Origin of the sequence: Sphingobacterium sp. N143, assembly GCF_030325625.1 — a bacterium.
Taxonomy (GTDB): Bacteria; Bacteroidota; Bacteroidia; order Sphingobacteriales; family Sphingobacteriaceae; genus Sphingobacterium.
In genome coordinates, this window is the sequence record NZ_JACAIS010000009.1 from 208,963 (window position 1) to 233,893 (window position 24,931).

A 24,931-nucleotide genomic window follows, 5' to 3' on the forward strand; every position below is an offset into this window, starting at 1 on the left:
AGAAGTATGAGTCACATTCAAAAATCTACCTTTGATTTTTTGAGGGAATTGAAGGATAATAATTCACGAGAATGGTTTGCAGATAACCGGTCCAGATACGAAGGATCTCTAGAGGATGTGCGAAGTTTTTTAACAGATTTAATTGCTGCACTGAGCGAATTTGATCCTAGAATCAACACCAGCATACAAGCGAATAAATGTTTATTTCGGATTTATCGGGATACACGGTTTTCAAATGATAAGACCCCGTATAAATCATGGTTTGGAGCAGGAATATCCGTTGATGGTAGAAAGCTCCATGGCCCCGAATATTATATACACATTGGGGCAGAAAACTCTTTTATAGCCTGTGGCTATTGGAGACCCGAGAAATCACATTTAGAAGCAATAAGACAAGAAATAGATTATAATGGAGCTCAGCTCGAAAAGATTTTAAAGGATGTGCTGACGGGTAAGAAAATCAACCTTTTTAAGGAAGATCTTTTGAAGCGAGCTCCTGCTGGTTACGGTGAAGATAATCCTAATATCCATTTTATCAAGTTAAAAAGTTTTGTTCTGGACCAATCTCTGACGATGAAAGAACTTTCCAACAAAAATGCTTTAAATAATATTGTGGCCTCCTATAAAAATATGCTGCCATTTAAAGAGTTTTTACAGGAGGCCATTGATACAGAGTAAATTATTCAGGAAAACTTATTTTTCCCATGCAGACGGCAGGGGAGTTTTTGATCTGTTTCACATTTGATTTATTTCCCGCCAGAGCTTCATTTGCCAATAGAGCAAAAAGGACAGCTTCTTTAGCATCTGGGTCAATGCCAAGCGTAGCGAAACTCTCAATTTTAAATTGTGGTAATCCTGTTTTGATCGCTGTAAACAGTAGAGGGTTATGTAAGCCTCCCCCACTGATATATACAGCAACATTATCCAGCCCGCTGGCTTGGCTGAGAATTCCATTGACCATTGCCTGGGCAGCAAAACAGTTGAGTGTTGCCATGATATCTTCAGGAGCCAAATTTTCTGTATATGAATTCTTTTGAGCTTCTTTGAGGTAAGCTAGATTAAAGAGCTCTGGCCCAGTGGTTTTTGGGAAATCTAACGTCAAGAAATCTTCCGATAAAAGCTGATCCAGCAACGGTTTATTGACAATGCCTCGTTGAGCGACCAGAGCATCCCTGTCCATCTCCAGATTGAAATTCTCTTTCATGAATTGGTTCATCATGGTATTTCCGGGACCTAAATCAGTTGCATAAGCTTCCATTTTGCTTTGATGACTAGGTATAAAAGTAAAATTGGAAATTCCACCAATATTTAATAGAAATCGGTTTTCCACAGGGTGGGAAAAAAGTAAATAATCACCATAAGCAGCTAAAGGGGCTCCCTCACCGCCCGAGGCGATATGTTTTTGTCTAAAATCAGACAGTGTAATTATACCTGTATGTACAGCAATATGATCGCCGTCTCCTATCTGTAATGTGCTATTGGGCCAATTAGCGTCCTTGGTTAAGGATTTTGGAGCATGATATACTGTTTGTCCATGACTTGCGATACAATCGATTTCAGACGCTGAAATGTACCAATTTTTAAGCGCTTGATTGATTAACCCAGCATGTATGATACCAATATATGCATTAAGACCCGTGAGTAGCTGCTGGTCAATACTGCGTTTTGCAAATACCTCGCGAACTTTAGCCCTAAAATCGTCCTCATAATCCATTGTCGCAAACTTGTCTAATTGCACCTGGGTATTCTTTCCATTATTTTTAATACGGCAAAGAGCAATATCGAGACCATCCAAAGACGTTCCGGACATTAAACCTATGATATAACGGTCTTTTTTTAGTGCAATCTGATAAAGTTTTTCAATTTGAGGATTCATAGCTTAAAAATAACTACAAAAATCTTATGATGAATATCATTTTTGACAATTAAAGATATTTTGTAACTTCACGGCATTAAAAATCAAAAAATTAAATACAATGAATTTTCCAGCAGAATTGAAATACACTAAAGACCACGAATGGATTCGTGTTGAAGGTGATGAAGCAGTTGTAGGGATTACAGATTTCGCTCAACGTGAATTGGGAGACATCGTTTTTGTTGACATTAACACTGTAGGTGAAGAGATTGCCGCAAACGAGGTCTTTGGTACAATAGAAGCTGTAAAAACAGTTTCAGATTTGTTTTTACCTGTTACAGGTACAATTTTATCGGTTAATGATGCAATTGATGCTTCCCCTGAATTGGTTAATTCTGATCCATATGGCGAAGGTTGGATTGTTCGCGTTAAATTAAATAATGTCGCTGACGTTGATGCATTATTGTCTGCAGATCAATACAAAGAAGAAATCAACGCTTAATAAGTAAACAATAAAATGAATAAAAATAAAAAGGGCACATAGGCCCTTTTTGTTTTTTATTGACTTTTTATCACTGTCTTTATTTTTGCTTCTGGCATATCGACATCACTTGTCATTGACGTTATCTTAGTGAGACAGGTCTTCTTGTCCAGAACATAAAAACCTAGAATATTGCCGACCTGTTTTGCATCTGGGCCAAACATTTTCCCTTCGACATTTACTTTATATCCCTGATCATTCACCTCAATTAAGGTCATCTTGTTTTCAACCATCAAGCCAGAATCTTCTGATTCTGTTTTTGATGTCCAGGAGTCACCAATATGTATAGGCTGCTCGGGCAATACGGTACTGATGTTTTCGAACATACTTTTATCAAAAGGAAGATTTATACCTTCAGGCAATTTAATATTGGACGATTTACCCAATTGGTTTACATCAAAACTTATATTGCTTTCTAATAACTTTCCTAGTGTGGCGTGCATCTGTTTAGAAAACGCATTAGCTTCCGGATTTTTGGAATCGTAAGTCATTTCCATTGCTGCGGCTTTCATCTTCATATTGATGCCCGTATACTTCAGGGCAAAGATAAATGAGTTGTTTTTTTGAGCCGTATTAATGATGTCAAACCCCATGACCAGATCGGTACTTACTTGTTGTCCTTCGGCATCAATGTCCATGGTCATATTAATCGTTTGTGATATCTTTTTTCCTTCGTCGGGATTTACCCTTAGTGTATATTGCTCTTGTGCAGAGACAGATGTAATGATAAAAACCAATACAGCAAGGCAGGAAATGAGATGTAGTTTTCTCATAATGGATTTCGCTTATTAATAATATATGGGCAATATAAATATATAAAAAAAATCCCTTTTAGCTCAAGTAAAAGGGATTCTTTCTATGTATGTAAATAGTAGTTCTTATTATTTTTTGATATAAGATACTTCTTTAACGGCTTTTACAACTTTTTCAACGTTCGGTAAAGCAGCTTCAATCAATGTTGGTGCATATGGAAGAGGTACATCTGCACAATTAACACGAATTACAGGAGCATCTAAATAATCAAAAGCATTCCGCTGTATATGGAAGCCCAAGTCAGTAGATATGGATGCTAAAGGCCATGCTTCCTCTACAATAACCAAACGATTGGTTTTCTTCACAGATTCAATAATTGTAGGGTAATCAATAGGGCGAACAGAACGCAAGTCGATCAATTCAACATTGATACCTTCTTTTTTCAATTCTTCAACTGCTGGAATGACAACACGAGGAAGCATTTTGCCAAAAGAAACGACAGTCACATCTGTCCCTTCCTGGATAATATTTGCTTTTCCGATTTCTAAGTAGTATTCTTCTTCCGGAACTTGGCCTTTATCACCGTACATAACTTCCGATTCCATGAAGATAACTGGATCTGGATCAATGATAGCAGATTTTAATAGACCTTTTGCGTCGTATGGGTTTGAAGGAACAACAACTTTTAATCCTGGAGTATTCGCATACCAATTTTCAAAGTTTTGAGAGTGCTGTGCAGCGAGCTGTCCTGCGTTTCCTGTTGGACCACGGAAAACCATCGGAATTGAGAATTGTCCACCACTCATGGAATGGATTTTTGCTGCAGCATTAATGACTTGGTCAATCGCAACAAGTGAGAAGTTGAAAGTCATGAATTCAACAATTGGTTTTAAACCGTTCATTGCCGCGCCCACAGCGATACCTGCAAAACCAAGCTCAGCAATAGGCGTATCAATAATGCGTTTTGCACCGAATTCGTCCAGCATACCTTGGCTTACTTTGTAAGCTCCGTTATACTCCGCAACTTCTTCTCCTAATAAAAATATTTTGTCGTCTTTACGCATTTCTTCGTTCATTGCTTCACGAAGTGCTTCTCTGAATTGTATTTCTCTCATCAGTTGTAAAATAGTATCAATTTTTCGATTACAAATCTACTATTTAAAATTCACATTTTGAAGGTTTGCTTTGCCTATTTATATAGTTTTATGTCATTTTTTAATAAGTAAATGACTTTTGTATCCAATTTTGGAAAATTAGCTGCACAGAAAATCCAGTGTTTGTATCAGCGCCTTATTACTGTTCATAATGGCTAATGGAATGTTCCACGTGGCACGGTTTCTCTTTTCCACGTAATTTGATATCCCTCTGATTTCAATAACTGGGAGTTCCATTTTTTCTGCTGCAAAAAAAACAGCAGCTCCTTCCATGCTCTCCACACAGATATTTGGATGCAGATCTTTCGTCTTTTGAATATTGACTGTGTTGCCGTGAACTTTATTGACCGTGATCCCATGCGCCTGAGGTAGAAAGGGAATGAACAAGCTGCCGGCCTTTACTGCAGGGGATTCAAACCTAGATTTTCCATAGCCTAACTGATCAATTGAAATAAATTCTTGATCGTCTTCTGCCCCCAATTCTATCAAGGATTCAGAAATAACCTGGATCACCTGGCCAATTTGAATGTTGCGGTCAAAGCAGCCCCCAATGCCTACATTAATAAGTAAATCATATTTTTTTTCATGTAGGACTCTTCCGAGTTCAAATGCTGTAGCAACCATACCTACGCCGGTAACCAAAGTGTCACAATAGGGGTAATTAGAGACGACCTCAAGAAAAGGCTGGATCTCAAATTGAGTGGCGGCTATGATTAATATTTGCATAGTAGCGTGTGTTTAATGAAGCGAAAATTACAAATTATCTTTTATGAACTACTTGTTTGTGAAAAATAAAAGTCCAGAAGATCTTGGCTGATTATATTACGCTAATCTGACGGCATTCCCAAAATAGAAATATTGAAATTGAGTGCAAAGCCGTATCTTTGTATCATTATGGTATTTATAACTCGTCGTGAACGTTTTTGTGCTGCACATAAGCTCTACCGTGAAGATTGGAGCAATGAGCAAAATGAACAAGTTTTTGGGCTTTGTTCCAACCCAAATTGGCATGGACACAATTATGATCTTTTTGTCACAGTGAAAGGTGAAATTAATCCCGAAACAGGTTTTTTGATTGATCTGAAGATCATGAAAGATATTATAAACCGTAACATCATTGATGTGGTGGATCACCGTAATTTTAATTTGGATGTTGAATTTATGAAGGGCGTGATGGCTTCTACCGAAAATATAGCGATTGAGATATTTAAGATCCTTCAACCGCAGTTTGAAAAACAAGGGGTGACCTTGCACAGCGTCCGTCTGCATGAAACAGAAAATAACTACGTCGAATATTTTGGCGATTAATCTTTAATACATTTTAAATAGTAGAAAATATGAGTCAACACTCATTTGACAAAGCAGAGTTGGATGGATATATTAAGATCGACAAATACAATACAGAAAAAGTAGATCGCATCGCTTCTCATTATACGGATATATTAGAAAGCCTCGGGGAGGACCCTAAAAGGGAGGGATTAATAAAAACCCCAGAACGGGTTGCTAAAGCCTTGCAGTTTTTGACACATGGTTACGATATAGATGCCGCTGAAGTTTTACGGGGTGCTATGTTTGAAGAGGATTATAGTCAAATGGTTGTCGTAAAGGATATTGAAGTATATTCCCTTTGTGAGCACCATATGCTGCCTTTCTTTGGCAAAGCCCACATTGCCTATATTCCAAATGGGCACATTGTTGGTTTAAGTAAGATCCCACGTGTTGTCGATATCTTTGCGCGTCGGTTACAGGTGCAAGAACGTCTCACGAATGAAATCCGTGATTGCATCCAAGAGACCTTAGGGGCAAAAGGCGTTGCTGTTGTGATGGAATGTAAGCACATGTGCATGGCTATGCGCGGAGTGCAAAAACAAAACTCAGTGACAACCACATCAGCGTTTACCGGTGCTTTTCAAAATGATGTGACACGGTCAGAATTTTTACGATTGATTACAGCAGATCTGGCCTAATTAATTGTTGTAAAATAATAAAAAATAAACCCTCGATAAGCTGCTACTTTCGAGGGTTTATTTTTTGATAAATTTTGAAAATAAATATAAAATTCAAAAATTAAGATAGTGCGTTTTTGAGCATATATGGCGGGGAACAGAAAAAAGCCTTTACAATAGTTTAACTGTATCTTATTGATAATAAGTGTTTTGTTAAAAAATGTTTTTATCATAAAAATGTTTTTTGGTACCTTTGCGGTTATGGAAATTGTTGCCAACGATTTAGAGTCCTATTTGGAACATACTACAGACGAAGAAAATTCGTTACTAAAAAGGGTCAATCGGGAGACATATTTGAAGGAAACAATGCCCCATATGTTATCTGGTCATTATCAGGGAAGAGTTCTTTCTTTATTGAGTAAATTAGTTGCTCCAAAGCGGATTTTGGAGATTGGCACTTTTACGGGATATGCAACATTATGTCTGGCAGAAGGCCTTCAAAAAGATGGTGTATTACATACCATCGATATTAACGAAGAGCAACAAGAAAGAGTTCAAGCTTATTTTGATGAGTCTGCATTCGCAGGCAAAATCAGGTATCATATAGGTGATGCAGTAGATTTAATTCCCACATTGAATGAAACATTCGATTTGGTATTTATTGATGCTGATAAGAAGAGAAATTTATATTATTTCGAAACGATAATAAATTACGTTCCGTCTGGGGGACTTATTTTGATTGACAACGTCTTATGGAAAGGTAAGGTGTTGGACTCAAAACCAGACAACCAAACAAAGCAGATCATTGATTTGAATGCACGTTTAGCTCAGGACAAGCGCGTAGAAAAGGTGATATTACCGATTCGAGACGGACTTTTTGCTTTGCGCAAAAAGTAATTTGTGAACTAAAACATTCTTCATGAATTTAAAACAATTAAAAAGCTATGTATTGATACTAGCTTTGGGATTTTTGGGAACTTTTAAAGTTTCAGCTCAAAGTAATGCGGCTTATGTCGATAAGTACAGTCCAATAGCTCAAGAAATGATGGAGGAACACGGTGTTCCAGCATCTGTTATCCTAGCGATTGCCATGCACGAAAGCGGAAATGGCCGCAGCAGGATAGCAAAACATTTGAACAACCATTTTGGTGTCAAAGGAAAGAATAACAGTACTGTTATTCGATCAGCTTACAAAGGTTATCGGTCCGTATTAGACTCTTATGATGATTTTGTAGGAATAGTAAAAAGAAAGAAGACTACTCGGAGCCTTTTTGAAAAACATCCTGGAGAAAAATATGAAGCTTGGGTAAAAGCAATTGCTCGTTCAGGATACTCTACCAGTAAAGATTGGACCGCAAAGGTACTGAGAACCATCAGACTGTATCATTTAGATATGTTTGATAATGATAGTAAGCAAAATAGATTCTCGTCAACAAAAAAATAGCGCGACATTATTGCATGAAGAAGTTTTTTTATGGCATGTTTGTATTCATGATGTTGATTACATCATGTTCAAGCCGGAGAGGCACTATATCCTCTAAATCTGGTTCAAAATCAAAAACTTCTTCATCCTCAGTAAGCCGGCCCACGATGGCTGGAAACGACTATATTGCCCATTATAAAGATGTTGCAATTGCGGAAATGAACAAGTACGGTATACCCGCAAGTATCAAACTTGCTCAGGCTTTATTGGAGTCGGGTAGCGGAAATAGTTATTTAGCCCGGGAAGCTAATAACCATTTTGGTATTAAATGTGGTGGTGTTTGGAAAGGTAAATCCATGACACGCCCTGATGATAAAATAAATGACTGTTTTCGTGTATATGACAATCCCGAACAATCTTTCCGGGACCACTCAGAATTTTTACTCCGACCGCGTTATTCAGCTTTATTCCAACTGGACAAAAATGATTATAAAGGCTGGGCCAAAGGCTTAAAAGCCGCAGGTTATGCAACCAATCCCCGGTATCCAGATTTATTGATTGAAATGATAGAAAGGTATCATTTAGATCAGTATGACCGTGGCGAATCCCCAACAGAAAAAGTACTGCGAGAAGAAGAGGTACAGGAAGAAATTGTCCAACATGTTCAGGAAGTCCCTCCTAGCATAGTAAAAACAGAAGAAATCAAGAGCCCTGTGGCGATGCGCATTCACGAAGTCAAACCACAGGATACATTATACTCGTTGAGCAAACACTATAATGTCTCTGTCGAACAGATTAAAGAGCTAAATGGTCTGACCGATGACACATTATCTCTTGGACAGCTCTTAGTTATATCTAAATAGTTACGTTTTAAAAGATGTTAAATATTTCTGTTTTGTATAGCTATATAGTAGTTTTACGAAAGTGAAGTTTGCGGGATATATCTTTCTATTCATAGCCACCTTAGGCAATACAACCATGCTTTTTTGTCAAGAGAAAAAAGTTGAAGGGATTGTATTCGATAAAAAGACCAAGCAGCGTATTGGAAATGTCAAATTAGCAAACCTGCGCACTGGAGACGTGCTGTATAACAATACCAAAGGTGAATTCAGCTTTCCAGCACAAATGGGAGACCGGATTGTGGCCATGAGCAAGGGCTACTTTTCAGATACTCTTGCTGTTGACAATAAAGGCCTGCTGTTATTTCATTTATTGCGAGAGTCTATCTACATTGATGAAGTTCAAGTCTCAGCCCGTAAGAGTCCTGAAGAAATTTTAAAAAAGGCTAAAGAAGACTATGCCAAGGCCTATCGACTGGCAGGATATGGTGATGTGTTTTCTGTAGGGCCTACCGGGGCTGGATTGAGTATAAATTCGATTTATAGCTTATTCAGTAAAGAAGCAAAAAGGGCACGGAGACTTACCAAAACGATTGAAAAGGATTATAAGGAAAATGTCGTTGATTACAAGTTTACTAAAGAGCTTATCAGCAAAGTTACCGGGCTTAGTTTTGAGGAGGCTGAACGGTTCAGAAGAATATTTCGGCCATCCTATTTTTTCATTCTGGCAGCTAGCGATTATGAATTAACAAATTACATTAAAGATTGCTATTCCCGCTACCGATTAAATCCTTCTCAATATTTTATTGAGCCTTTTCCAACAATTAATTATAAATTAGTACCGTAAAAAAATAGATATTTTCAGAATGAAGTTATTCAATTTTGTCGGCATGGCCTTGCTTTGCCTTTCTTTTTCAAGTATAAAGGCGCAAGATCTGAGAGATCTTAGGGCAAAACCAGATACCATAATTTCTTTAGAAAAAGAACAACCGTTAAATATCAAAACGATTCGTCCTGTCGTTCCGAAGTTAAACCTTGAGGTAGATTACTGGAAGCACTGGACAACGTTTGGCATCAATTTAAACCAAGCATCCTTCAATGAATATTGGAGTGGCGGGGGAGTTGGATCCATTGCTGTGGGGTTGAATGCTAATCATAAATCTGATTATACAAAAGATAATTTTAACTTCGTTACAGAGGTTGATTTGCGATATGGAAAACTAAAAAACAATAAACAAATCGCGAAGAAGAATAATGACCGTATTTTTTGGGACAATAAGCTTTCTTACAAACTATCTTCCAATTGGGCGCTCTATACTTCCATAACCTTTGAGTCCCAATTTGACGAAGGCTATAAATATAAAACTGAAAATGGTAAAGATACCATAGACTATGTCGAAAATTCATTTATGGCCCCGGGGTATCTGACAGAGTCACTGGGTCTTGAATATAAACCAAGCAATGAATTTTCATTACGTTTTGGTACAGGGACCGCCCGACAGACCTTCATTTTAGATGATCGGGTTAAGCCTTTGTCTGCAGAGGCATATTTTGCGCGCTTCGGGAAGTATCCTTTCCCTGAGGAGCCGACACGTAATGAGGAACGCTATGGTGTTAAAAAGGTTGGTGGAAGTTTTGCAAATGCCCTCGCATTTCAGCTCACTGCCAATTTGGATAAAAATTTTACCGACAAACTAAATGTAAAGGCGCGTTATAACCTTTTTGCCGATTATGAGAAATTTTCAGATCCTAAGCATCGTTTGGACGTGACAGTGACGGCTAAAGTGACCAGAACGATCAACGTAAATCTAAACGGTATTATGGTATATGATACGGATATTATTTCAAAAGTCCAATTGAGCCAGTCCTTGGCCATGGGGATTGTCTATAGCTTACCGAGATAATGTTTAGGTCACTGTCAGTAGGTCTATTCCTTTGTGTATTGGCATCTTTGGCAAGTTGTAAGTCAAAGGTCAAACCCGTAGTGTCTCAACCGCTGATCACCTCTTTTGTCCCCGCTGTAATCGTAGAGGAAAAAATAGTCTCAAAACCTGATACCAATCTGTTTACACCAGAAGAACGGCAAGTAATATTTCTACAAAAATCGGGGAGCCACCCCTACTGGAAACAAGAAGAAGCGATTCACTATGATGTCCGCAAACCTAATTTTGTGATCATCCACCATACGGCCCAGGATAGTATTGCACAGACAATCAAAACATTCCAGATACCACGTACGAAGGTAAGTTCCCATTATATTATTGGTAGAAACGGTGAAATTATCCAAATGTTGAATGACTATGTGCGCTCATGGCATGCAGGAGTCGCAAAGTGGGGGGGCGTTACAGATATGAATTCCTGCTCGATAGGTATAGAGCTTGATAATAATGGCAGAGAACCTTTCCCTGATGCTCAAATTAACTCATTGATTACTGTTTTAGATACCTTAAAAGCACGTTACTTAATTCCTGCTATTAATTTTATCGGTCATGCTGATATTGCTCCTGCACGTAAAAATGATCCCAGTGTTTTTTTTCCTTGGCGAAAACTGGCACAACGGGGTTTTGGTGTCTGGTACGATGAAGGTCAACTGGTAGCGCCCCCGGATAATTTTAATGCCATTGATGCACTGAAAATTATCGGTTATGATACCTCCAATTTAAAGGCCGCCATTGTTGCGTTCAAAAGAAAATTTATTGTTCGGGATACGACTCCTGAATTAACAGTGTATGATAAAAGTGTTTTGTATAATATTTATAAAAAATACTAGTAGAAGATCGGCCTTCATAGGTTCATCAGAATAATTGAAGATTTGATAGTGAACTGCAGCACTTCTTAATCGATATGCCGATCGTTGCTTTGTATGTGCTGTACTTTATTTCCTATGCCTAGCTGTACTAAATAAGCAATTAGCATGACCGCAACACAACCAATGAGATTTAACCAAAGGAAAGGTATCTTGTCAAGATACCAGATCCCTACCACCAGGATTTCAGATAGAATAGCAGCAATAAACACAGCTTTCCCTTTGATTTTTTTCATATAAAAAGCCACGATAAATATGCCGAGAATAGTTCCATAAAATAGAGACCCAAGAATATTTACAGCTTCAAGCAAGTTCCCCAATTTGTTGGCATATAAAGCAACTACTACAGTAAAGATACCCCAGCCTAGGGTAAATAAACGGGACCATAGGAGGTCTTGCCTTTCAGTTGCATGACGATTGATAAACCGTTTGTATATATCTATGGTTGTCGTAGAAGCCAACGAATTAATAGCACTTGCCGTAGCGCCCATAGAGGCCAAGAAGATAACGGCAATAAGTAAACCGATCAGACCTTTTGGAAAAGTGCTGGTGACGAAGGCCAAAAAGACATAATTATTATCATTTGTTTCTGCAGCAGGGTTATTTTTTTTGATGAGTTCTACCGTGCTTTCTTTTACATGCTGCATTTCTGTATTTAGCTGATGCAATGAGCTACGAAGTGTTGCTATACCATTTTGATCATCAAGATCCAGCGCATCATTAAGGTCGTGAACTACAGATTCACGTTGTTTAAAAAGTTGGCTATGTTTCTTTTCAAGTTCTTGATAGGCAGAAGCATGTTGGCTGTTCTTTAGGTTCTGTATTTCTATCTGATTAAAAAATAAGGGTGGTTGATGGAATTGATAGTATGCAAATACAAGAACGCCAATCAGTAGGATAGCAAATTGCATGGGAACTTTTAAAAGACCGTTCATAATAAGCCCCATCCGGCTCTCTTTAATGGAAGAGCCAGTGAGGTACCGTCCTACCTGACTTTGATCTGTTCCGAAATATGAAAGCTGTAGAAAAAAACCGCCGATCAATCCAGTCCATAAAGTATAGTTGTTATTGAGGTCAAAAGTGAAATCAAGTGCGTTGGTTTTCCCTGATTTTCCCGCAATATGCAAAGCCTTGGAAAATCCGATATCGTCGGGAAGAAGGTATATCACAAGCACACCAGCAATGAGCAGGGACCCGAATATAATACTCATCTGAAGCAATTGGGTGTGTGATACTGCTTTGGTTCCTCCATATGTGGTATAAATAACGACAAAGCTTCCGATCGCCAATGTTGTCCATGTCAGATCTATATGCAGAATCGTTGATATAATCAGAGCCGGGGCAAAAATCGTGATTCCGGTGGAAATACCTCTTTGTATCAGAAATAAAAGCGCTGTAAGACCTCGAGTCCTGATATCAAAACGTTTTTCTAGAAATTCATAGGCAGTAAATACCTTTAATTTATGGAAAATTGGGATAAAGGTGATGCAGAGCACAATCATGGCCAGGGGCAGACCAAAATAAAATTGGACAAAGCTCATCCCTGAAGAATAAGCCAGTCCGGGTGCAGATAAAAAAGTAATGGCACTCGCCTGAGTTGCCATTACCGAAAGTCCTACATGGTACCAGGGCAATGAACGATTGCCCAAAAGATAGCCATCAATATTTTTTATCCCCCGACTTTTGTATATGCCATAAGTGACAATAGACAAAAGGGTCAAAAATAAAACGATCCAATCTGCTGCACTCATGAATAGTGATTTGTAAAAAAGTACAGAAAAAGGATAAATACAAATAGCCAGATAACGACCAACCAATAGAAGCGTTTCCAGCTATTCATCTGATATTTTATCTATCTGAGGGTTTGTGTGGATAGATAATGCTGTTAAAGATAACAGCAGCAATCAATCCGATAACAGCACCACCAATAATGCTTAAAAATGTCTCATTTGCTGTGAATCCAATTAAGGCACCAAATACTACAGCCACCAAAAGAATGATTCCTTTTGCTTGACCAGCATCTATTGTTGAGCAATTGTTGTCCATTTGATTTTCCATTGTACTATTTTGATTTTGATTTTGATAACAAATTTACAAATAATCTGTAAGCTCCGGGAATTCCAGCAGGTAATTGTCTAAAAAAAGATAGTGAAGTATAGACAAACTTCCCTTTTCCATATTCCGTTACTAACAAAGAACCTTTATGAAGCGGTTCTCCGGCATCTTGAATGGCCAGTGGAGTGCGGTATCTTTTATCAATGTCTTCCGCAAAATACAAGCCTCTTTCCTGTACCCAATGTTTAAAATCGGCTGAGGTGATTTTGTTGGGGAAGTTGAATATCGGATCCTTTTCATTGTAGCTTACCGGGGCTAATTCATCGGTAACACGACTTCTTCCGATATTAAAGGGGTAAGGACCAAAATTTTTTGAAATCAGTCCATTGCTTACATTATATTGTTCGAGAACCGTTCCTCCTGCATGCACATAAGAGAGAAGTTTAGTTTGGATCTGCGCGATCTCCTGATTGACATTGAAAATTCTCACTCCTAAAATGACCGCATCATAATCTGTCAGGTTACTTTTTAAGAGCTGTTCGCTTGTCAGCACATCCACTTTAATACCTATCGCAGCCAGCGATTCAGGAATAAGATCTCCCGCTCCATGAATATAAGCGACTTTTCTAACCTCATTTATGAGGTTGATATTGCTCATTTTGATCGCGACATCCGGGAAATAAACAATCTCCGGGATATGGGCGTAATTAATTTCTTTAGCTTCCATTAAACGATCTTTTTGGTCAATCCGGAAATGAAGGGTATCAATCGAAGAAGTACCGGGGGCAAGCGGTTTTATGGTAATTTCTTTGGAAATATGAGCTGAGCCTGGGGCAAACTGAAGGTCAAATGATGCCGGGTTTATTTCCCAGCCCTTTAATTCATCTGCCGTCACTTTAAAATGTTGAGGCTGGCTTTGACCGTTTTTTTGGAAGAACAGATTCACCTTTGCTGCCTTCGCATACTGAGTAAGAGCTAAAGAGCTTGAACTTTTTGCCGTTAGCTGTGGCAGAATGGCAATGGGGTTGTAGATTTCACCACGTACCGGATCAGTATACTTATACTGGATATCTTGATCAAATGCAAGATGTTCTCCGTTAATTGATAATTCAAAGCGGACTTTTGGGTTGTCTGGGTTTTCGGGATACCCAGTGAGATCGAAATCCTTAACATTAAATTTCCCCCGGGCATGTGGTTCATTTAACCAGTAAGGTTGTGTTGTATGGTCAAAGGTAACTGTTAGCGAATCTTTCTGCAGAACATTCATGGCCAGGTTTTTATGGACATCATGATCATTTAACTTTATTAATTCCACAGAAACACCTGTTCGACGTACAATAATGGAATTGTCGACCTTAATTTGATCACCTCTGGCGTAATCCGGTTTTTTTGCGATGCTTTCAAACCAAATCCCACCGCAGGCAAGGATCAGTTTTTTTACCTCATTTTTCTTTTCCTTTTTCCAATAATCATCATTGACTTGATCCAGTGCTTTATAAAGTTGGATCAGGTTGGGTATGGTCAATTCAGGCCTGTTAAGTTGATAGTTTTGATTGATCAGACTGATCAGTGATTGTACTTTTTGGCTATTTGGAATTCTTTCCCAGGAAGTGTCTATCCCATCAAGCAAAGTGGTATCAGCAGGAGCACCATCTACATATTCAAAATATTCGATGGAGGAGCCTCGTTGTGCGGCTGATCCAAAGCCCTGACTTTTATGTGAGGAACGGCTATGGGCAGCAACTTCACCATAGGAAGTGCCTAGGAGTGCATTGTATGCGCCGATGTCGACCTTTAATTGATCCTCTCGTGTATTGTTCTGACCACCAAAATTCGCTGTATTCCAGAGTAATCGTTTCACTTGCCAGGGCTTTATATCATCGTTGAGTTGCTCAGGAAATTGTTCTGGGTCTGCTGCTGCTTTGAAGGCCTCCCGGGCCAGAATTGCCGATGCTTGATGGTGGCCATGTCCTCCCCTGGCGTCCGGAGGAAAACGTGTGATGATCACATCGGGTCTGAATTTACGAATGATCCATACCGCTTCACGAAGTATCCGTTGTTTGTCCCAAAAGGCGAAAGTCTCTTCAGGAGTTTTCGAAAATCCAAAATCATATGCAGAAGAGAAGAATTGTTCCCCTTTATCGATTTGGCGGGCAGCGAGGAGTTCCTGGGTACGAATAAGGCCAAGCTCTATTCCCTGCTCGGTCCCGATAAGGTTCTGTCCCCCATCCCCACGGGTTAAAGATAAGTACCCCGTCCTATATTTTTTCTCCTGGGCGAGCCAAGCGATCAAGCGGGTATTTTCGTCATCCGGATGGGCCGCAAAATATAAAACAGAACCAAGCACATTCAGCTTCTCTAAGTTCAATTTGATTTGAGCTGCATCCCATTGTGGGTTTTGTGCATAAACGGCTGATTTTGAAAAGATAATAGCCAAAAGAATAATAACAGAAAGAAAAGGTCTTCGCATTCCTAAAGATAAAAATTTCATCTAAAATGTGTAGCTGAACATTGTAATTTTAATGTATATATTGGGCCTTGTTTAGTTGAATGACTTAAATGGGAAGCGTATCGGGGGTAAAATTAATAGGAGATACAAACAAAAAACGGAAATTTCAACCTTGGTTGAAATTTCCGTTTAACAATTAAAATATTTTTTCTTGAAACGAGTTTTTAGAGAATAGTTATTTGTCGCTTCGCTCCAAGTGGCAACCTTTAACATAGTAAATATATGTAGAAAATATTTAGTTCTGTCAGATTCCTTTAATTAGTTTTCCACATTGCTAAATTTTGTCAACACTTTAGCTTTTGGACGACTAAAAATATGAAAAGAAAGCTTCTTTTTGGTACGTTTAAATCAAGCAAAACTACTTGTCAATTGCTCCTAAAACACGTTTCATGAACATGTTTAAAGCATCTTTCTTTGAGTTTCCTTCTTTTATTAATTTATCAACCTCTACCGCACCGTATAGGTTCGAAATTAATTCACCAAGAACGTCTAGTTCCTCATCTTTCAGAGGTGCTTCAGTAAGAGCTTCCAATGTTTCAATGGTTTCTAAAACATAATCGACATCATTTTGCTCGATGAATTCTGTTAAGTGTTTAATTACCGGCAGTTTCATTGAATAATTCTACTAATGCGTCCAACTTATTTGTTTGTACTTGATTGACCAACTTACCGTTTTTGAATGCGGCAAAAGTGGGTAGATTGTTAACATTGGCCAACTTGCGTGATTCAGGAAATTTCTCCGCGTCAGCAATAATGAAAGGGACACCCTCATTTTCGCCAGCCAATTTCTTAAATTTTGGTTTCATGATCTTACAATTGCCACACCAAGTTGCTGCATATTGCACCATCACAATATCGTTATTGTTTACAATTTCTTGTAAATTATCGTTTTCTAATTCTTGTAACATGATTTTATTATTAAGGTGATTGATGGAGAAATCAACAGGAGCCGGGATAAGGCCCCTGTTGATAGACCGCAGGTCTTTTTATAGTTAGTGTTTCGCTAAATAATCAGCAACACCTTTTCTGTCTGCATTCATTGCTTCTTTTCCTTCTTCCCAGTTTGCAGGACATACTTCGCCAAATTTTTGAACGTGCGCATAAGCATCGATCAGACGTAAATATTCTTTTACGTTACGGCCCAAAGGCATATCGTTGACAGACTCGTGGAAAACACGGCCAGTTTCGTCGATCAAATAAGTCGCTCTGTATGTTACAGCAGATCCTTGTGCCAATGTGCCATATTCTGGATGTTCAACTTCTTGAACGTCCAAGATGCCCAATACACTAGATAAGTTGCGGTTTGTGTCAGCTAAGATAGGGTATTCAACACCTTCGATACCACCATTGTCTTTTGCCGTGTTTAACCAAGCAAAATGAACTTCATTCGTATCGCATGATGCACCGATTAAGATTGTGTTGCGTTTTTCAAACTCAGCAGCAGCTTCTTGAAAAGCATGCAATTCAGTGGGACAAACAAAAGTGAAATCTTTTGGATACCAAAACAAAAGAACTTTTTTTCCTTCTTTAACTGCTTTTTCAAAGATGTTGATCTGCAAATTATCGCCTAAATAATCGATAGCATCTACTGTAATGCTTGGGAAACTTTTACCTGTGAAACTCATAATATATCTTTCTTTTTTGTTGGCACAAAGATACAGCAACTCTCATCAAAAAGCGAATTGATTTTACCAATATACTATTGTCAAAATCTATTATGACCTGATTATAACAATAAGTTTTTATTATATTAATGATAAATTCATGGTTTGTGAATGATAGGATGACTACCTGGAGAAAAAATAAAATAATTCATCCTCGGGCAGTTACAAAAATCTGAAAAAAAATAATTGCACAGTTGTCGTGCAAAGCCTACTTTTGCGACGTTCTTTTAAGAATACTACAATGCTGGAGGGGTTCCAGAGCGGTCAAATGGGACGGACTGTAAATCCGTTGCTTCGGCTTCGAAGGTTCGAATCCTTCTCCCTCCACATTTTTTCTCCAAATTCCCCTCCCCCCCCCCTTCACCATATCGTTAAGTACAAAGATTTCAGTTAGCATAGCCTGAATTGAAGGATAATGAGTTTTATCAAGTGTCTTTTTAACCTGGTACAAGAAAATCAGCATATTGTTATGTGCCGTGCCTGTACAAAAAATTATATTGATTTTGGTTCAGCTATTGACTTATTTGTAAAATAAGCCTAAGTTTGGCTTTTGAAAAGGCCCCGTAGTTCAACGGATAGAATAGATGTTTCCTAAACATTTGATAGCAGTTCGATTCTGCTCGGGGCTACCAAACGAATAAAAGCGACTGAGATCAGTCGCTTTTATTCGTTTAAAGACCGTTTAAACATTGTCTACTTATGTGGAAGCCTGGTTTTCTCCTTTAAATAAGGATAAACGTCCGACCATGATAAACATCAGCAAGCCGAAACAGGCAAAGACCCCATATGAATAGCGTAAACTGAATATTTCAGCAATATAGCCGATCAGTGGAGGTCCCATTAAAAAGCCAAGATAACTAATGCTGGAAACCATAGCCAAGGCTACACCAGAAGGAACGTTCTTGTTTTGTCCCGCAATGCTATAAATAGAAGGGACATTACAGGCTACCCCTATGCCCACCAGCATAAAGGCCAATGTACAGACTAGAAACTGTGGAAATATAACAGACGTCATCATGCCAACAAACATCAGTATCCCACTATATTGGAGAGTTGTTTTACGGCCTAATTTACGGATAACGGCATCACCGACAAACCGTCCCGTAGCCATCATGATCATAAAAGAAGCATAGCCTACCACGACAAACCTTTGCGGGGCATGAACGATATCCTTAAAATACACCCCGCTCCAGTCAAACATAGCCCCCTCGGTTGCCATGCTGAAAAAACCGATAATACCCAGCTGAAGTAAGCTCCCTTCAGGTTTTGAGAAAAAACTTCTTTTTTCTTTTTGTGGCGATTTACCCGGAACCAGGTATTTCTGGTTGATTACCGTGTTTCCAGTGACGAAAATCAATATAATTAAAAAATGAGATAAAGTATTTAAACCAAGATTCATGGTTAGCAAACCCACCAACGCACCTGTAAATCCCGCAATACTCCATGCGCCATGAAAAGAAGTCATGATGGACTTCTTGTATATCTGCTCTGTGGCCACCCCCTGCGTATTGACAGAAATATTGCACATGTTGCCTGTTACCCCAAATAAAAATAAAATTGCACCTAATTGCCAGGCATTTTGCGCAAAGGCGATGGAACATAAGACCAGCGAATAAGCAATAGGTACGATCCGCAATACTTTTGCACTCCCATATTTCGTCACCAGTTTCCCCGAAAGAGCCATTGTCACTAATTGTCCGATAGGAAGCATCAATAGAATCGTTCCCAGTTGTCCTTCACTCAAGTGAAGATGATCCTTAATGACAGGAATCCGGCTTGCCCAAGAGGCAAATGCAATGCCCTGACAAAAAAAGAAAAGCGATACGGCAATTCGTATGCGATTGCGTCTGTGGTAAAGGTCTTCTTCTGAGAGAGTTAACGATGCGGCCATAGTTTAATAGTTGAGGGTGCAAAGTTACGGATAAGTAATTCAAATTTACGACACAATAATCAAAGAAAGTTAGTCATAAGAATAAAACAAAAGTATATTCGTCCAGACTATTCAACCTTACTTCGGGGATAATTATCATAATGTCAGGGTTTTTGTTGTAATTCGGGCTGGCGATAATTATCTTCCGTCTGAATTGCAACAAAAAAGTGTCTTTCCTCATCGGTGAGCACTAAATAAAGATAACGAATTATAGCAAACAGCGCAAGGGTAGGTTGTTCAGAAAAGAACCAAAAGACCAAATGATATCAAACATCAAATATTCCTGATATGAACCAGATTGTTTGCTTGAGCAAGAATAAAGACCAATGTATGATTTAATTGACATGGCCAGAGAAAATAATAAATAAGGGCAATAAACAAGTAGAGTGTAAAATTCCAGATATCTAAATAATTTATGACAATTTATCCCGGTCCTATCCTACCTTTGTATCTGATAAATAATTATTAGCCTTCTCGATACAATGATAAAAAAACTACTTTTAAGTACAGTTCTAATTAGTAGTGGAGCTGTTCCTGTTGTTGCTCAGCAACCAACATTCTTATCTCATCCCACGTTGACTCCTGATGCAAAAGAAATGGTGTTCAGCTACGAGGGCGATCTCTGGAAAGTAGCAAGTCAGGGTGGTGTCGCTGTTCGGCTTACAGGAATGGAAGGGAATGAGGTCAACCCACGTATTTCTCCAGATGGTAAATGGCTTGCCTTCTCTGCCAGTCAAAATGGGAATATGGATGTCTATGTTATGCCTTTGACTGGCGGTGATATACGCCAGCTGACGACACATGAAAGCTCAGATGAGGTGGATAGCTGGAGCTGGGACAGTAAATCACTCTTTTTTACATCAACACGTTATAATCGGATGAGTTCCTATCAGGTGCCTCTGGATGGAGGTACGGCAACAAGGATATTCCCCCATTTATTCAATTACATCAGCAATATGGTTCCCACACCTTCAGGAGAATTGCTGTTCAACGATAGTTGGGAAGGGTATAGTTCGGCCAATCGCAAACGTTACAAGGGGGCATTTAATCCAGATATTAAATCATATAACCCTAAAACGAAGGTCTTTAAGCAATATACAGACTACATCGGTAAAGATTTTTGGCCAACAGTGGACCGACATGGGAATATTTATTATGTTTCAGATGAAAGCAACGGCGAGTATAATCTTTATCAGCTTATTGGTGGCAGTCAAAAAGTACCATTGACTACTTTTTCAGAATCTATTAAGCGTCCCTTTGTATCAGCCAACGGTACTAGTATCGTGTTTGAAAAGGGATATCAACTCTATATTTACAATGTCAAAAGCAAAGTAATTGAACAGCCTAAGATCGCCTTAAATCGCAATCAGGTGCTCGGCAAGCTCAAAGAATTTAATATCAAAGGTAACATCAGCAACTTTGATGTTTCTCCCGACGGTAAGAAAATGGCTTTCGTGTCCAGGGGAGAGCTTTTTGTTTCCGATGTGGAAGGTAAGTTTATCCGTCAGATGCCTGGGCAGGGTGAACGGATTATGGAAGTCAAATGGCTTAAGGATAGCAAAACGTTGTTGTATAGCCAGACTTTCAAGGGGTATCAAAACTGGTTTTCCCGTGCCGCGGATGGTAAGGGCGAAATAAGACAATTGACTCAAGATTTCCGAAATAATCGTGATATTGCTTTCAATGCCGAGCGGACCAAGGCTGTGTATCTCAGCGGGCGTGATGAGGTCCGCGTGCTGGATCTGCTGAGTTTAAAAAGTCAGACTGTTGTCAAAGATGAGATTTGGGGATTTCAGAATTCGGCACCTTCTTTCTCCCCGGATGGTAATTATCTATTGTTCACCGCCATGCGTAATTTTGAACAAGATATCTTTGTGCATAATTTAAAGAACGGACAAACAACGAATTTAACGAACACCGGTGTTACCGAAGCGGCACCCTATTGGTCTCCGGATGGGAAATATATCTACTTTGCCAGTAATAGAACAAAGCCTTCATATCCTACAGGTATGCAGCACTCAAGTATCTTCCGTATGGCGCTGAGCAACTTTGACCAGCCTTACCGCAGTGCTAAGTTCGATGAATTATTTGCTCCCCCTGTCAAAAAAGATACAGCATCTCGCGTGTCAAAAAGGGAAAATGATGTGAAAGGTAATCATGAAGCGCGTCGTGCAAATGCTAAATCAGCAAAAGAAAATGCTGAGCCTACGAAAAAAGTCGTGGTTCAGCTGGAGGTGGAAGGTCTGCGCGATCGTATTGAACAAGTGAGCCCAGTTTCCGGGACACAATATGCGCCGCTAGTTATTCAAAAAGCGGATAAATCCCATGTGTTCTATTCGTCCAATCATGAAGGCAAATACAGTGTTTATCGAACAATCTATGAAGCTTTTGTTCCGGCTAAAACCGAGAAAGTGGCCGAAGGTGGAATGGGGCAGCTAATAGAGTCTGCAGGAAAGTATTTTATGTTGAGCCGTGGCGTGATTAAGAAGTACAATCTGGAGCACAACAAGCTGGAGGCTATAGCCATGGATTTTAAATTCAACAGGGATTTGGCGAAAGAGTTTAATCAAATGTTTTATGAAACCTGGGCTAATTTAGAAGAAAATTTTTATGACGATAATTTTCATGGAATGGACTGGTCCGGCGTGAAGAAGACTTATGAAAATTATCTTCAGGAAATTAATAGCCGAACAGATCTACGTATTCTTCTGAATGATATGCTGGGAGAACTAAATTCGTCACATTTGGGCTTCAGTTCAATGGGCGATGAAGAGCATAAACCATTTCGCTATGTGACCAATGAGATTGGAGTAGAATACGATAATCATAATCCCTATAAGATTAATCATATTGTACCCAATGGCCCGGCTGCAAAAAAAGAAGCCAATATCAAAGAAGGAGATATACTTGTGGCAATCAATGGCGTTCAATTAAATCCGCAGGCAGATCGTGACAGCTATTTCACTCTGCCCTCGCTGGAGGAAGAAATCCAATTGACATTAAGTCGCCAGGGAAAAGAGATATCCACTCGTGTGAGGCCACTTTCCAGTGCGGCATTTAAAGATCTTATCTACGACGAATGGATTAAGGATAACCGTAAAAATGTGGATAAATGGAGCAATGATCAGATCGCATATTCCCATATGAAAAATATGTCGGATATCGAACTGCAGCGTTTTCTTATTGATATGGCCGAACAGGAAAACAATAAAAAAGGGATCATCCTGGATCTAAGGTACAATACAGGCGGCAATGTACACGATGAAGTCTTACGATTTCTTTCACAGCGGCCTTATTTACAGTGGCAGTACCGAGGGGGAAAACGTGCGCCACAAAGTAATTTTGCACCGGCGGCCAAACCCATTGTCCTATTGATCAATGAACAATCCCTGAGTGATGCTGAGATGACTGCGGCTGGTTTTAAAGCGCTTAAATTAGGAAAGGTCATCGGCAACGAAACCTATCGCTGGATAATCTTTACGTCTGCCAAAAGCTTGGTCGATGGGTCCACTTACCGTTTGCCATCTTGGGGATGTTATACGCTGGACGGGCAGGATTTGGAGCAGACAGGCGTTGCCCCGGATATTTTAGTGAAAAATACAGTTCAAGACAGGTTGGAAAATAAAGATCCCCAATTGGAAAGAGCCGTGAAGGAAATACTTGACAGCATCAAATAAGTGATCCACACCGTTTGATCTTTATGGTTAATTATGCAATACCTGTTTGAAAGATACAAATACATATAGTCAGGGAAGGCATGAACGTCATAAAAAACCAAAAATTATAAGTTTACACTTGACTTTTTCTGCGGTGAACCTTACATTTGATCTGTCGATTGACTTCGTAGCTCAGTTGGTAGAGCAACAGACTCTTAATCTGTGGGTCCTGAGTTCGAGCCTCAGCGGGGTCACATCTTGGGACAAGTCTAAAAACGATAGACTTGTCCCATTTTTTTTACCTTGTAACTTGCTGTTATTCTGATAAATAAGAGCAATCGCCGAATTTAGTCTCGGAGTTCGATGTCTTGTTCCGTCAAATTCCAAAAAATCGGGGAACATCGAACTCACTATAAGCCTTTTTTCCTCAATATCGCCGTTTTCATAGCGTCTATCAATGTTTGCGACCTTTTTTAAGGTAGATGCGACCAAATCCTTAATCTCTGTTCCGACCACTGCCAAATCATTTAATCTTCGTTCCAAAACCTCAATCTTTCCTTTGGTCAATTTCTTTACTTCTTGGAAATCATCGTCTGCCATTTCTCCATCGGCGTTTTTTAAAAGCGCATTTTGATAGCGTTTGTTCAACGCATCAATCTCATCTATGATATTTGCCCGTTCGGTGTTTTGGGCTTTGGTCTTGCTGTTGAAGTCTTTTATAAAGGCTTCGATAAAAACATCGACCATTCCCTCTTTTGGCGACATATACCGCAATTGTTTTAAAAAAGCCTCATTAGCAGTCTCCGCTTTGAACCTTGTTCCACAGGCAGAACTACAATGATAGTAGTAATAGTAATTGCCCATCTTTCCCTTTGAGGCACTTCCAGTCAGCATACGCTTGCATTTAGGGCATTTGAGAAACCCTCTAAGTGGCAAATTGTCCATAGCCACGATTTTAGGCTTTACAATCCTCTTTCTCCCATCGAGAATATCCTGCACATCAGCAAAGGTCTTTTCGCTGATTAAAGGCTCGTGTTGTCCTTTGACAAAACATCCCTTTTCCTCTTTGTAGGGAGGTATGAATATTTTGCCACAGTACAATGGGTTTCGCATGGCTACCCAAAAATTGTTCTTACTGAATCGCCCCTTTCCATCTGCTTTCTCCCGAACCATTTTCCATATCTGTTCCGTATTGAAGTTATTGGAAACGATTTGTTCAAATGCCCATTTCAAAAGGGGGGCTTCAAAGTCATGTGGGGCAATGAATTTCTTTTTGCCCTCTGTTATCTTGTTAACATATCCCAATGGAGCAGTACCCATATAACGCCCCTCTTTTTTCGCCCTGCGCATTCCGTGAAAAACGTTCAATGCACGCCTGTCGTTCTCAACTTCCGGTGAAGCAAGATAAAATGCAAGCATGATTTTATTTTCGGGAATGGTAAGGTCTAAGGGCTGTTCTATTGCCACAGGTTCAACGCCATGTGTCCGTAACTGGTTAATCATTTGGTAGGCATCCCCTGCGTTTCTGCTGAACCTATCCCATTTGGTAAATAATATTATTGACCCCGCTTTGTTGTTCTTTGTTTTGCGTAGGGTAGATAAATATTTCTGCCACTCTGGACGTTTGAAAGATTTTGCCGAATGGTCTTCTATGTACACATCTCTTACTGGAATGCCTTTTAATTCACAATATCTCCTTAATCGGTCTTCTTGGTCACGTTGCGAATATCCTTTGTCCGCCTGCTCGTCTGTCGATACACGTATGTATAAATCTGCCTTTCTCATCACAACAGTTTTCCT

General features: G+C 39.2%; 22 protein-coding genes, 3 tRNA genes and 1 pseudogene. 14 read left to right on the forward strand and 12 right to left on the reverse strand.

Translation table 11 applies throughout. From position 1 onward, the window contains the following. Positions 1–6: 6 nt before the first annotated feature. Positions 7–678: a DUF2461 domain-containing protein gene (locus tag HX021_RS17475; RefSeq protein WP_286591837.1), complete on the forward strand. Its 672-nt coding sequence runs from the start codon at positions 7–9 to the stop codon at positions 676–678. Position 679: 1 nt separating this feature from the next. Here HX021_RS17475 and HX021_RS17480 read toward each other — a convergent pair whose 3' ends face one another. Continuing rightward, a complete protein-coding gene (locus tag HX021_RS17480; RefSeq protein ID WP_286591838.1) occupies positions 680–1,876 on the reverse strand; it encodes an anhydro-N-acetylmuramic acid kinase in 1,197 nt (398 codons plus the stop codon). 100 nt (positions 1,877–1,976) lie between these two features. Here HX021_RS17480 and gcvH point away from each other — a divergent pair, with 100 nt between their 5' ends. Beyond that, a complete protein-coding gene (gene gcvH, locus HX021_RS17485) occupies positions 1,977–2,357 on the forward strand; it encodes a glycine cleavage system protein GcvH (RefSeq protein WP_286591839.1) in 381 nt (126 codons plus the stop codon). A gap of 56 nt (positions 2,358–2,413) precedes the next feature. Here gcvH and HX021_RS17490 read toward each other — a convergent pair whose 3' ends face one another. The 3 genes from HX021_RS17490 to mqnB all read right to left on the reverse strand — a co-directional run bounded on the left by HX021_RS17490 (position 2,414) and on the right by mqnB (position 5,029). Next, on the reverse strand, positions 2,414–3,169 hold the full coding sequence (locus HX021_RS17490) for a DUF6263 family protein (protein WP_286591841.1): 756 nt from the start codon (positions 3,167–3,169) through the stop codon (positions 2,414–2,416). A gap of 108 nt (positions 3,170–3,277) precedes the next feature. After that, positions 3,278–4,264 carry a pyruvate dehydrogenase complex E1 component subunit beta gene (locus HX021_RS17495; protein WP_286591842.1) on the reverse strand — a complete coding sequence of 329 codons (987 nt, stop codon included), beginning with the start codon at positions 4,262–4,264 and terminating at the stop codon, positions 3,278–3,280. Positions 4,265–4,402: 138 nt separating this feature from the next. Then, the gene (gene mqnB / locus HX021_RS17500; RefSeq protein WP_286591844.1) at positions 4,403–5,029 is read right to left on the reverse strand and encodes a futalosine hydrolase; all 627 of its coding nucleotides are present in this window, start codon (positions 5,027–5,029) and stop codon (positions 4,403–4,405) included. 168 nt (positions 5,030–5,197) lie between these two features. On the opposite strand from mqnB, the gene HX021_RS17505 reads away from it, so the two are divergent. From HX021_RS17505 to HX021_RS17540, 8 genes are all read left to right on the forward strand, one after another. Next, entirely contained in the window at positions 5,198–5,611 is a 414-nt protein-coding gene (locus HX021_RS17505) for a 6-pyruvoyl trahydropterin synthase family protein (protein ID WP_286591845.1), read from the forward strand. Between the two features lie 29 nt (positions 5,612–5,640). Beyond that, positions 5,641–6,270, forward strand: a complete 630-nt coding sequence (folE, locus tag HX021_RS17510; RefSeq protein ID WP_286591846.1) for a GTP cyclohydrolase I FolE — start codon at positions 5,641–5,643, stop codon at positions 6,268–6,270. 240 nt (positions 6,271–6,510) lie between these two features. After that, positions 6,511–7,146: an O-methyltransferase gene (locus HX021_RS17515; protein WP_286591893.1), complete on the forward strand. Its 636-nt coding sequence runs from the start codon at positions 6,511–6,513 to the stop codon at positions 7,144–7,146. A gap of 22 nt (positions 7,147–7,168) precedes the next feature. Further along, on the forward strand, positions 7,169–7,693 hold the full coding sequence (locus tag HX021_RS17520) for a glucosaminidase domain-containing protein (protein WP_286591847.1): 525 nt from the start codon (positions 7,169–7,171) through the stop codon (positions 7,691–7,693). A gap of 14 nt (positions 7,694–7,707) precedes the next feature. Further along, entirely contained in the window at positions 7,708–8,535 is an 828-nt protein-coding gene (locus HX021_RS17525; protein ID WP_286591848.1) for a glucosaminidase domain-containing protein, read from the forward strand. A 115-nt stretch (positions 8,536–8,650) separates the two neighbouring features. Beyond that, complete coding sequence (locus tag HX021_RS17530) at positions 8,651–9,358, forward strand: hypothetical protein (protein WP_286591849.1); 708 nt, start codon at positions 8,651–8,653, stop codon at positions 9,356–9,358. A gap of 19 nt (positions 9,359–9,377) precedes the next feature. Continuing rightward, positions 9,378–10,415, forward strand: a complete 1,038-nt coding sequence (locus HX021_RS17535) for a DUF3078 domain-containing protein (RefSeq protein ID WP_286591850.1) — start codon at positions 9,378–9,380, stop codon at positions 10,413–10,415. Continuing rightward, on the forward strand, positions 10,415–11,281 hold the full coding sequence (locus HX021_RS17540) for an N-acetylmuramoyl-L-alanine amidase (protein WP_286591851.1): 867 nt from the start codon (positions 10,415–10,417) through the stop codon (positions 11,279–11,281). Before HX021_RS17535 ends, HX021_RS17540 begins: the two co-directional genes overlap by 1 nt. Before the next feature lie 65 nt (positions 11,282–11,346). On the opposite strand, the gene HX021_RS17545 is transcribed toward HX021_RS17540, so the two are convergent. The 6 genes from HX021_RS17545 to HX021_RS17570 all read right to left on the reverse strand — a co-directional run bounded on the left by HX021_RS17545 (position 11,347) and on the right by HX021_RS17570 (position 17,506). Beyond that, positions 11,347–13,068, reverse strand: a complete 1,722-nt coding sequence (locus tag HX021_RS17545; protein ID WP_286591852.1) for a sodium:solute symporter family protein — start codon at positions 13,066–13,068, stop codon at positions 11,347–11,349. 97 nt (positions 13,069–13,165) lie between these two features. After that, on the reverse strand, positions 13,166–13,375 hold the full coding sequence (locus tag HX021_RS17550) for a hypothetical protein (protein ID WP_286591853.1): 210 nt from the start codon (positions 13,373–13,375) through the stop codon (positions 13,166–13,168). Positions 13,376–13,379: 4 nt separating this feature from the next. Further along, positions 13,380–15,842, reverse strand: coding sequence for a PIG-L family deacetylase (locus tag HX021_RS17555; protein WP_286591854.1), 2,463 nt, complete (start codon positions 15,840–15,842; stop codon positions 13,380–13,382). 397 nt (positions 15,843–16,239) lie between these two features. Then, positions 16,240–16,494 carry a DUF6952 family protein gene (locus tag HX021_RS17560; RefSeq protein WP_046673203.1) on the reverse strand — a complete coding sequence of 85 codons (255 nt, stop codon included), beginning with the start codon at positions 16,492–16,494 and terminating at the stop codon, positions 16,240–16,242. After that, on the reverse strand, positions 16,475–16,789 hold the full coding sequence (locus tag HX021_RS17565) for a thioredoxin family protein (RefSeq protein WP_286591855.1): 315 nt from the start codon (positions 16,787–16,789) through the stop codon (positions 16,475–16,477). The genes HX021_RS17560 and HX021_RS17565 overlap by 20 nt, the downstream gene beginning before the upstream one ends. Positions 16,790–16,873: 84 nt before the next feature. After that, the gene (locus HX021_RS17570; protein WP_286591856.1) at positions 16,874–17,506 is read right to left on the reverse strand and encodes a peroxiredoxin; all 633 of its coding nucleotides are present in this window, start codon (positions 17,504–17,506) and stop codon (positions 16,874–16,876) included. A 285-nt stretch (positions 17,507–17,791) separates the two neighbouring features. Between HX021_RS17570 and HX021_RS17575 the strand changes: the two genes are divergently transcribed. Then, positions 17,792–17,872: transfer RNA gene (locus HX021_RS17575), tRNA-Tyr, on the forward strand. A gap of 230 nt (positions 17,873–18,102) precedes the next feature. Next, positions 18,103–18,177 (forward strand) — tRNA-Arg (locus HX021_RS17580). Between the two features lie 65 nt (positions 18,178–18,242). Here HX021_RS17580 and HX021_RS17585 read toward each other — a convergent pair. Next, entirely contained in the window at positions 18,243–19,436 is a 1,194-nt protein-coding gene (locus tag HX021_RS17585) for an MFS transporter (RefSeq protein ID WP_286591858.1), read from the reverse strand. Positions 19,437–19,957: 521 nt separating this feature from the next. Here HX021_RS17585 and HX021_RS17590 point away from each other — a divergent pair. Together HX021_RS17590 and HX021_RS17595 are read left to right on the forward strand one after the other, a co-directional pair. Then, on the forward strand, positions 19,958–23,152 hold the full coding sequence (locus HX021_RS17590) for a S41 family peptidase (RefSeq protein WP_286591859.1): 3,195 nt from the start codon (positions 19,958–19,960) through the stop codon (positions 23,150–23,152). A 160-nt stretch (positions 23,153–23,312) separates the two neighbouring features. Then, positions 23,313–23,385, forward strand: a tRNA-Lys gene (locus tag HX021_RS17595). 526 nt (positions 23,386–23,911) lie between these two features. Here the strand turns inward: HX021_RS17595 and HX021_RS17600 are convergent. Next, a pseudogene (locus HX021_RS17600) lies at positions 23,912–24,916 on the reverse strand (recombinase family protein); the annotation flags it as partial. Between the last annotated feature and the right edge of the window lie 15 nt (positions 24,917–24,931).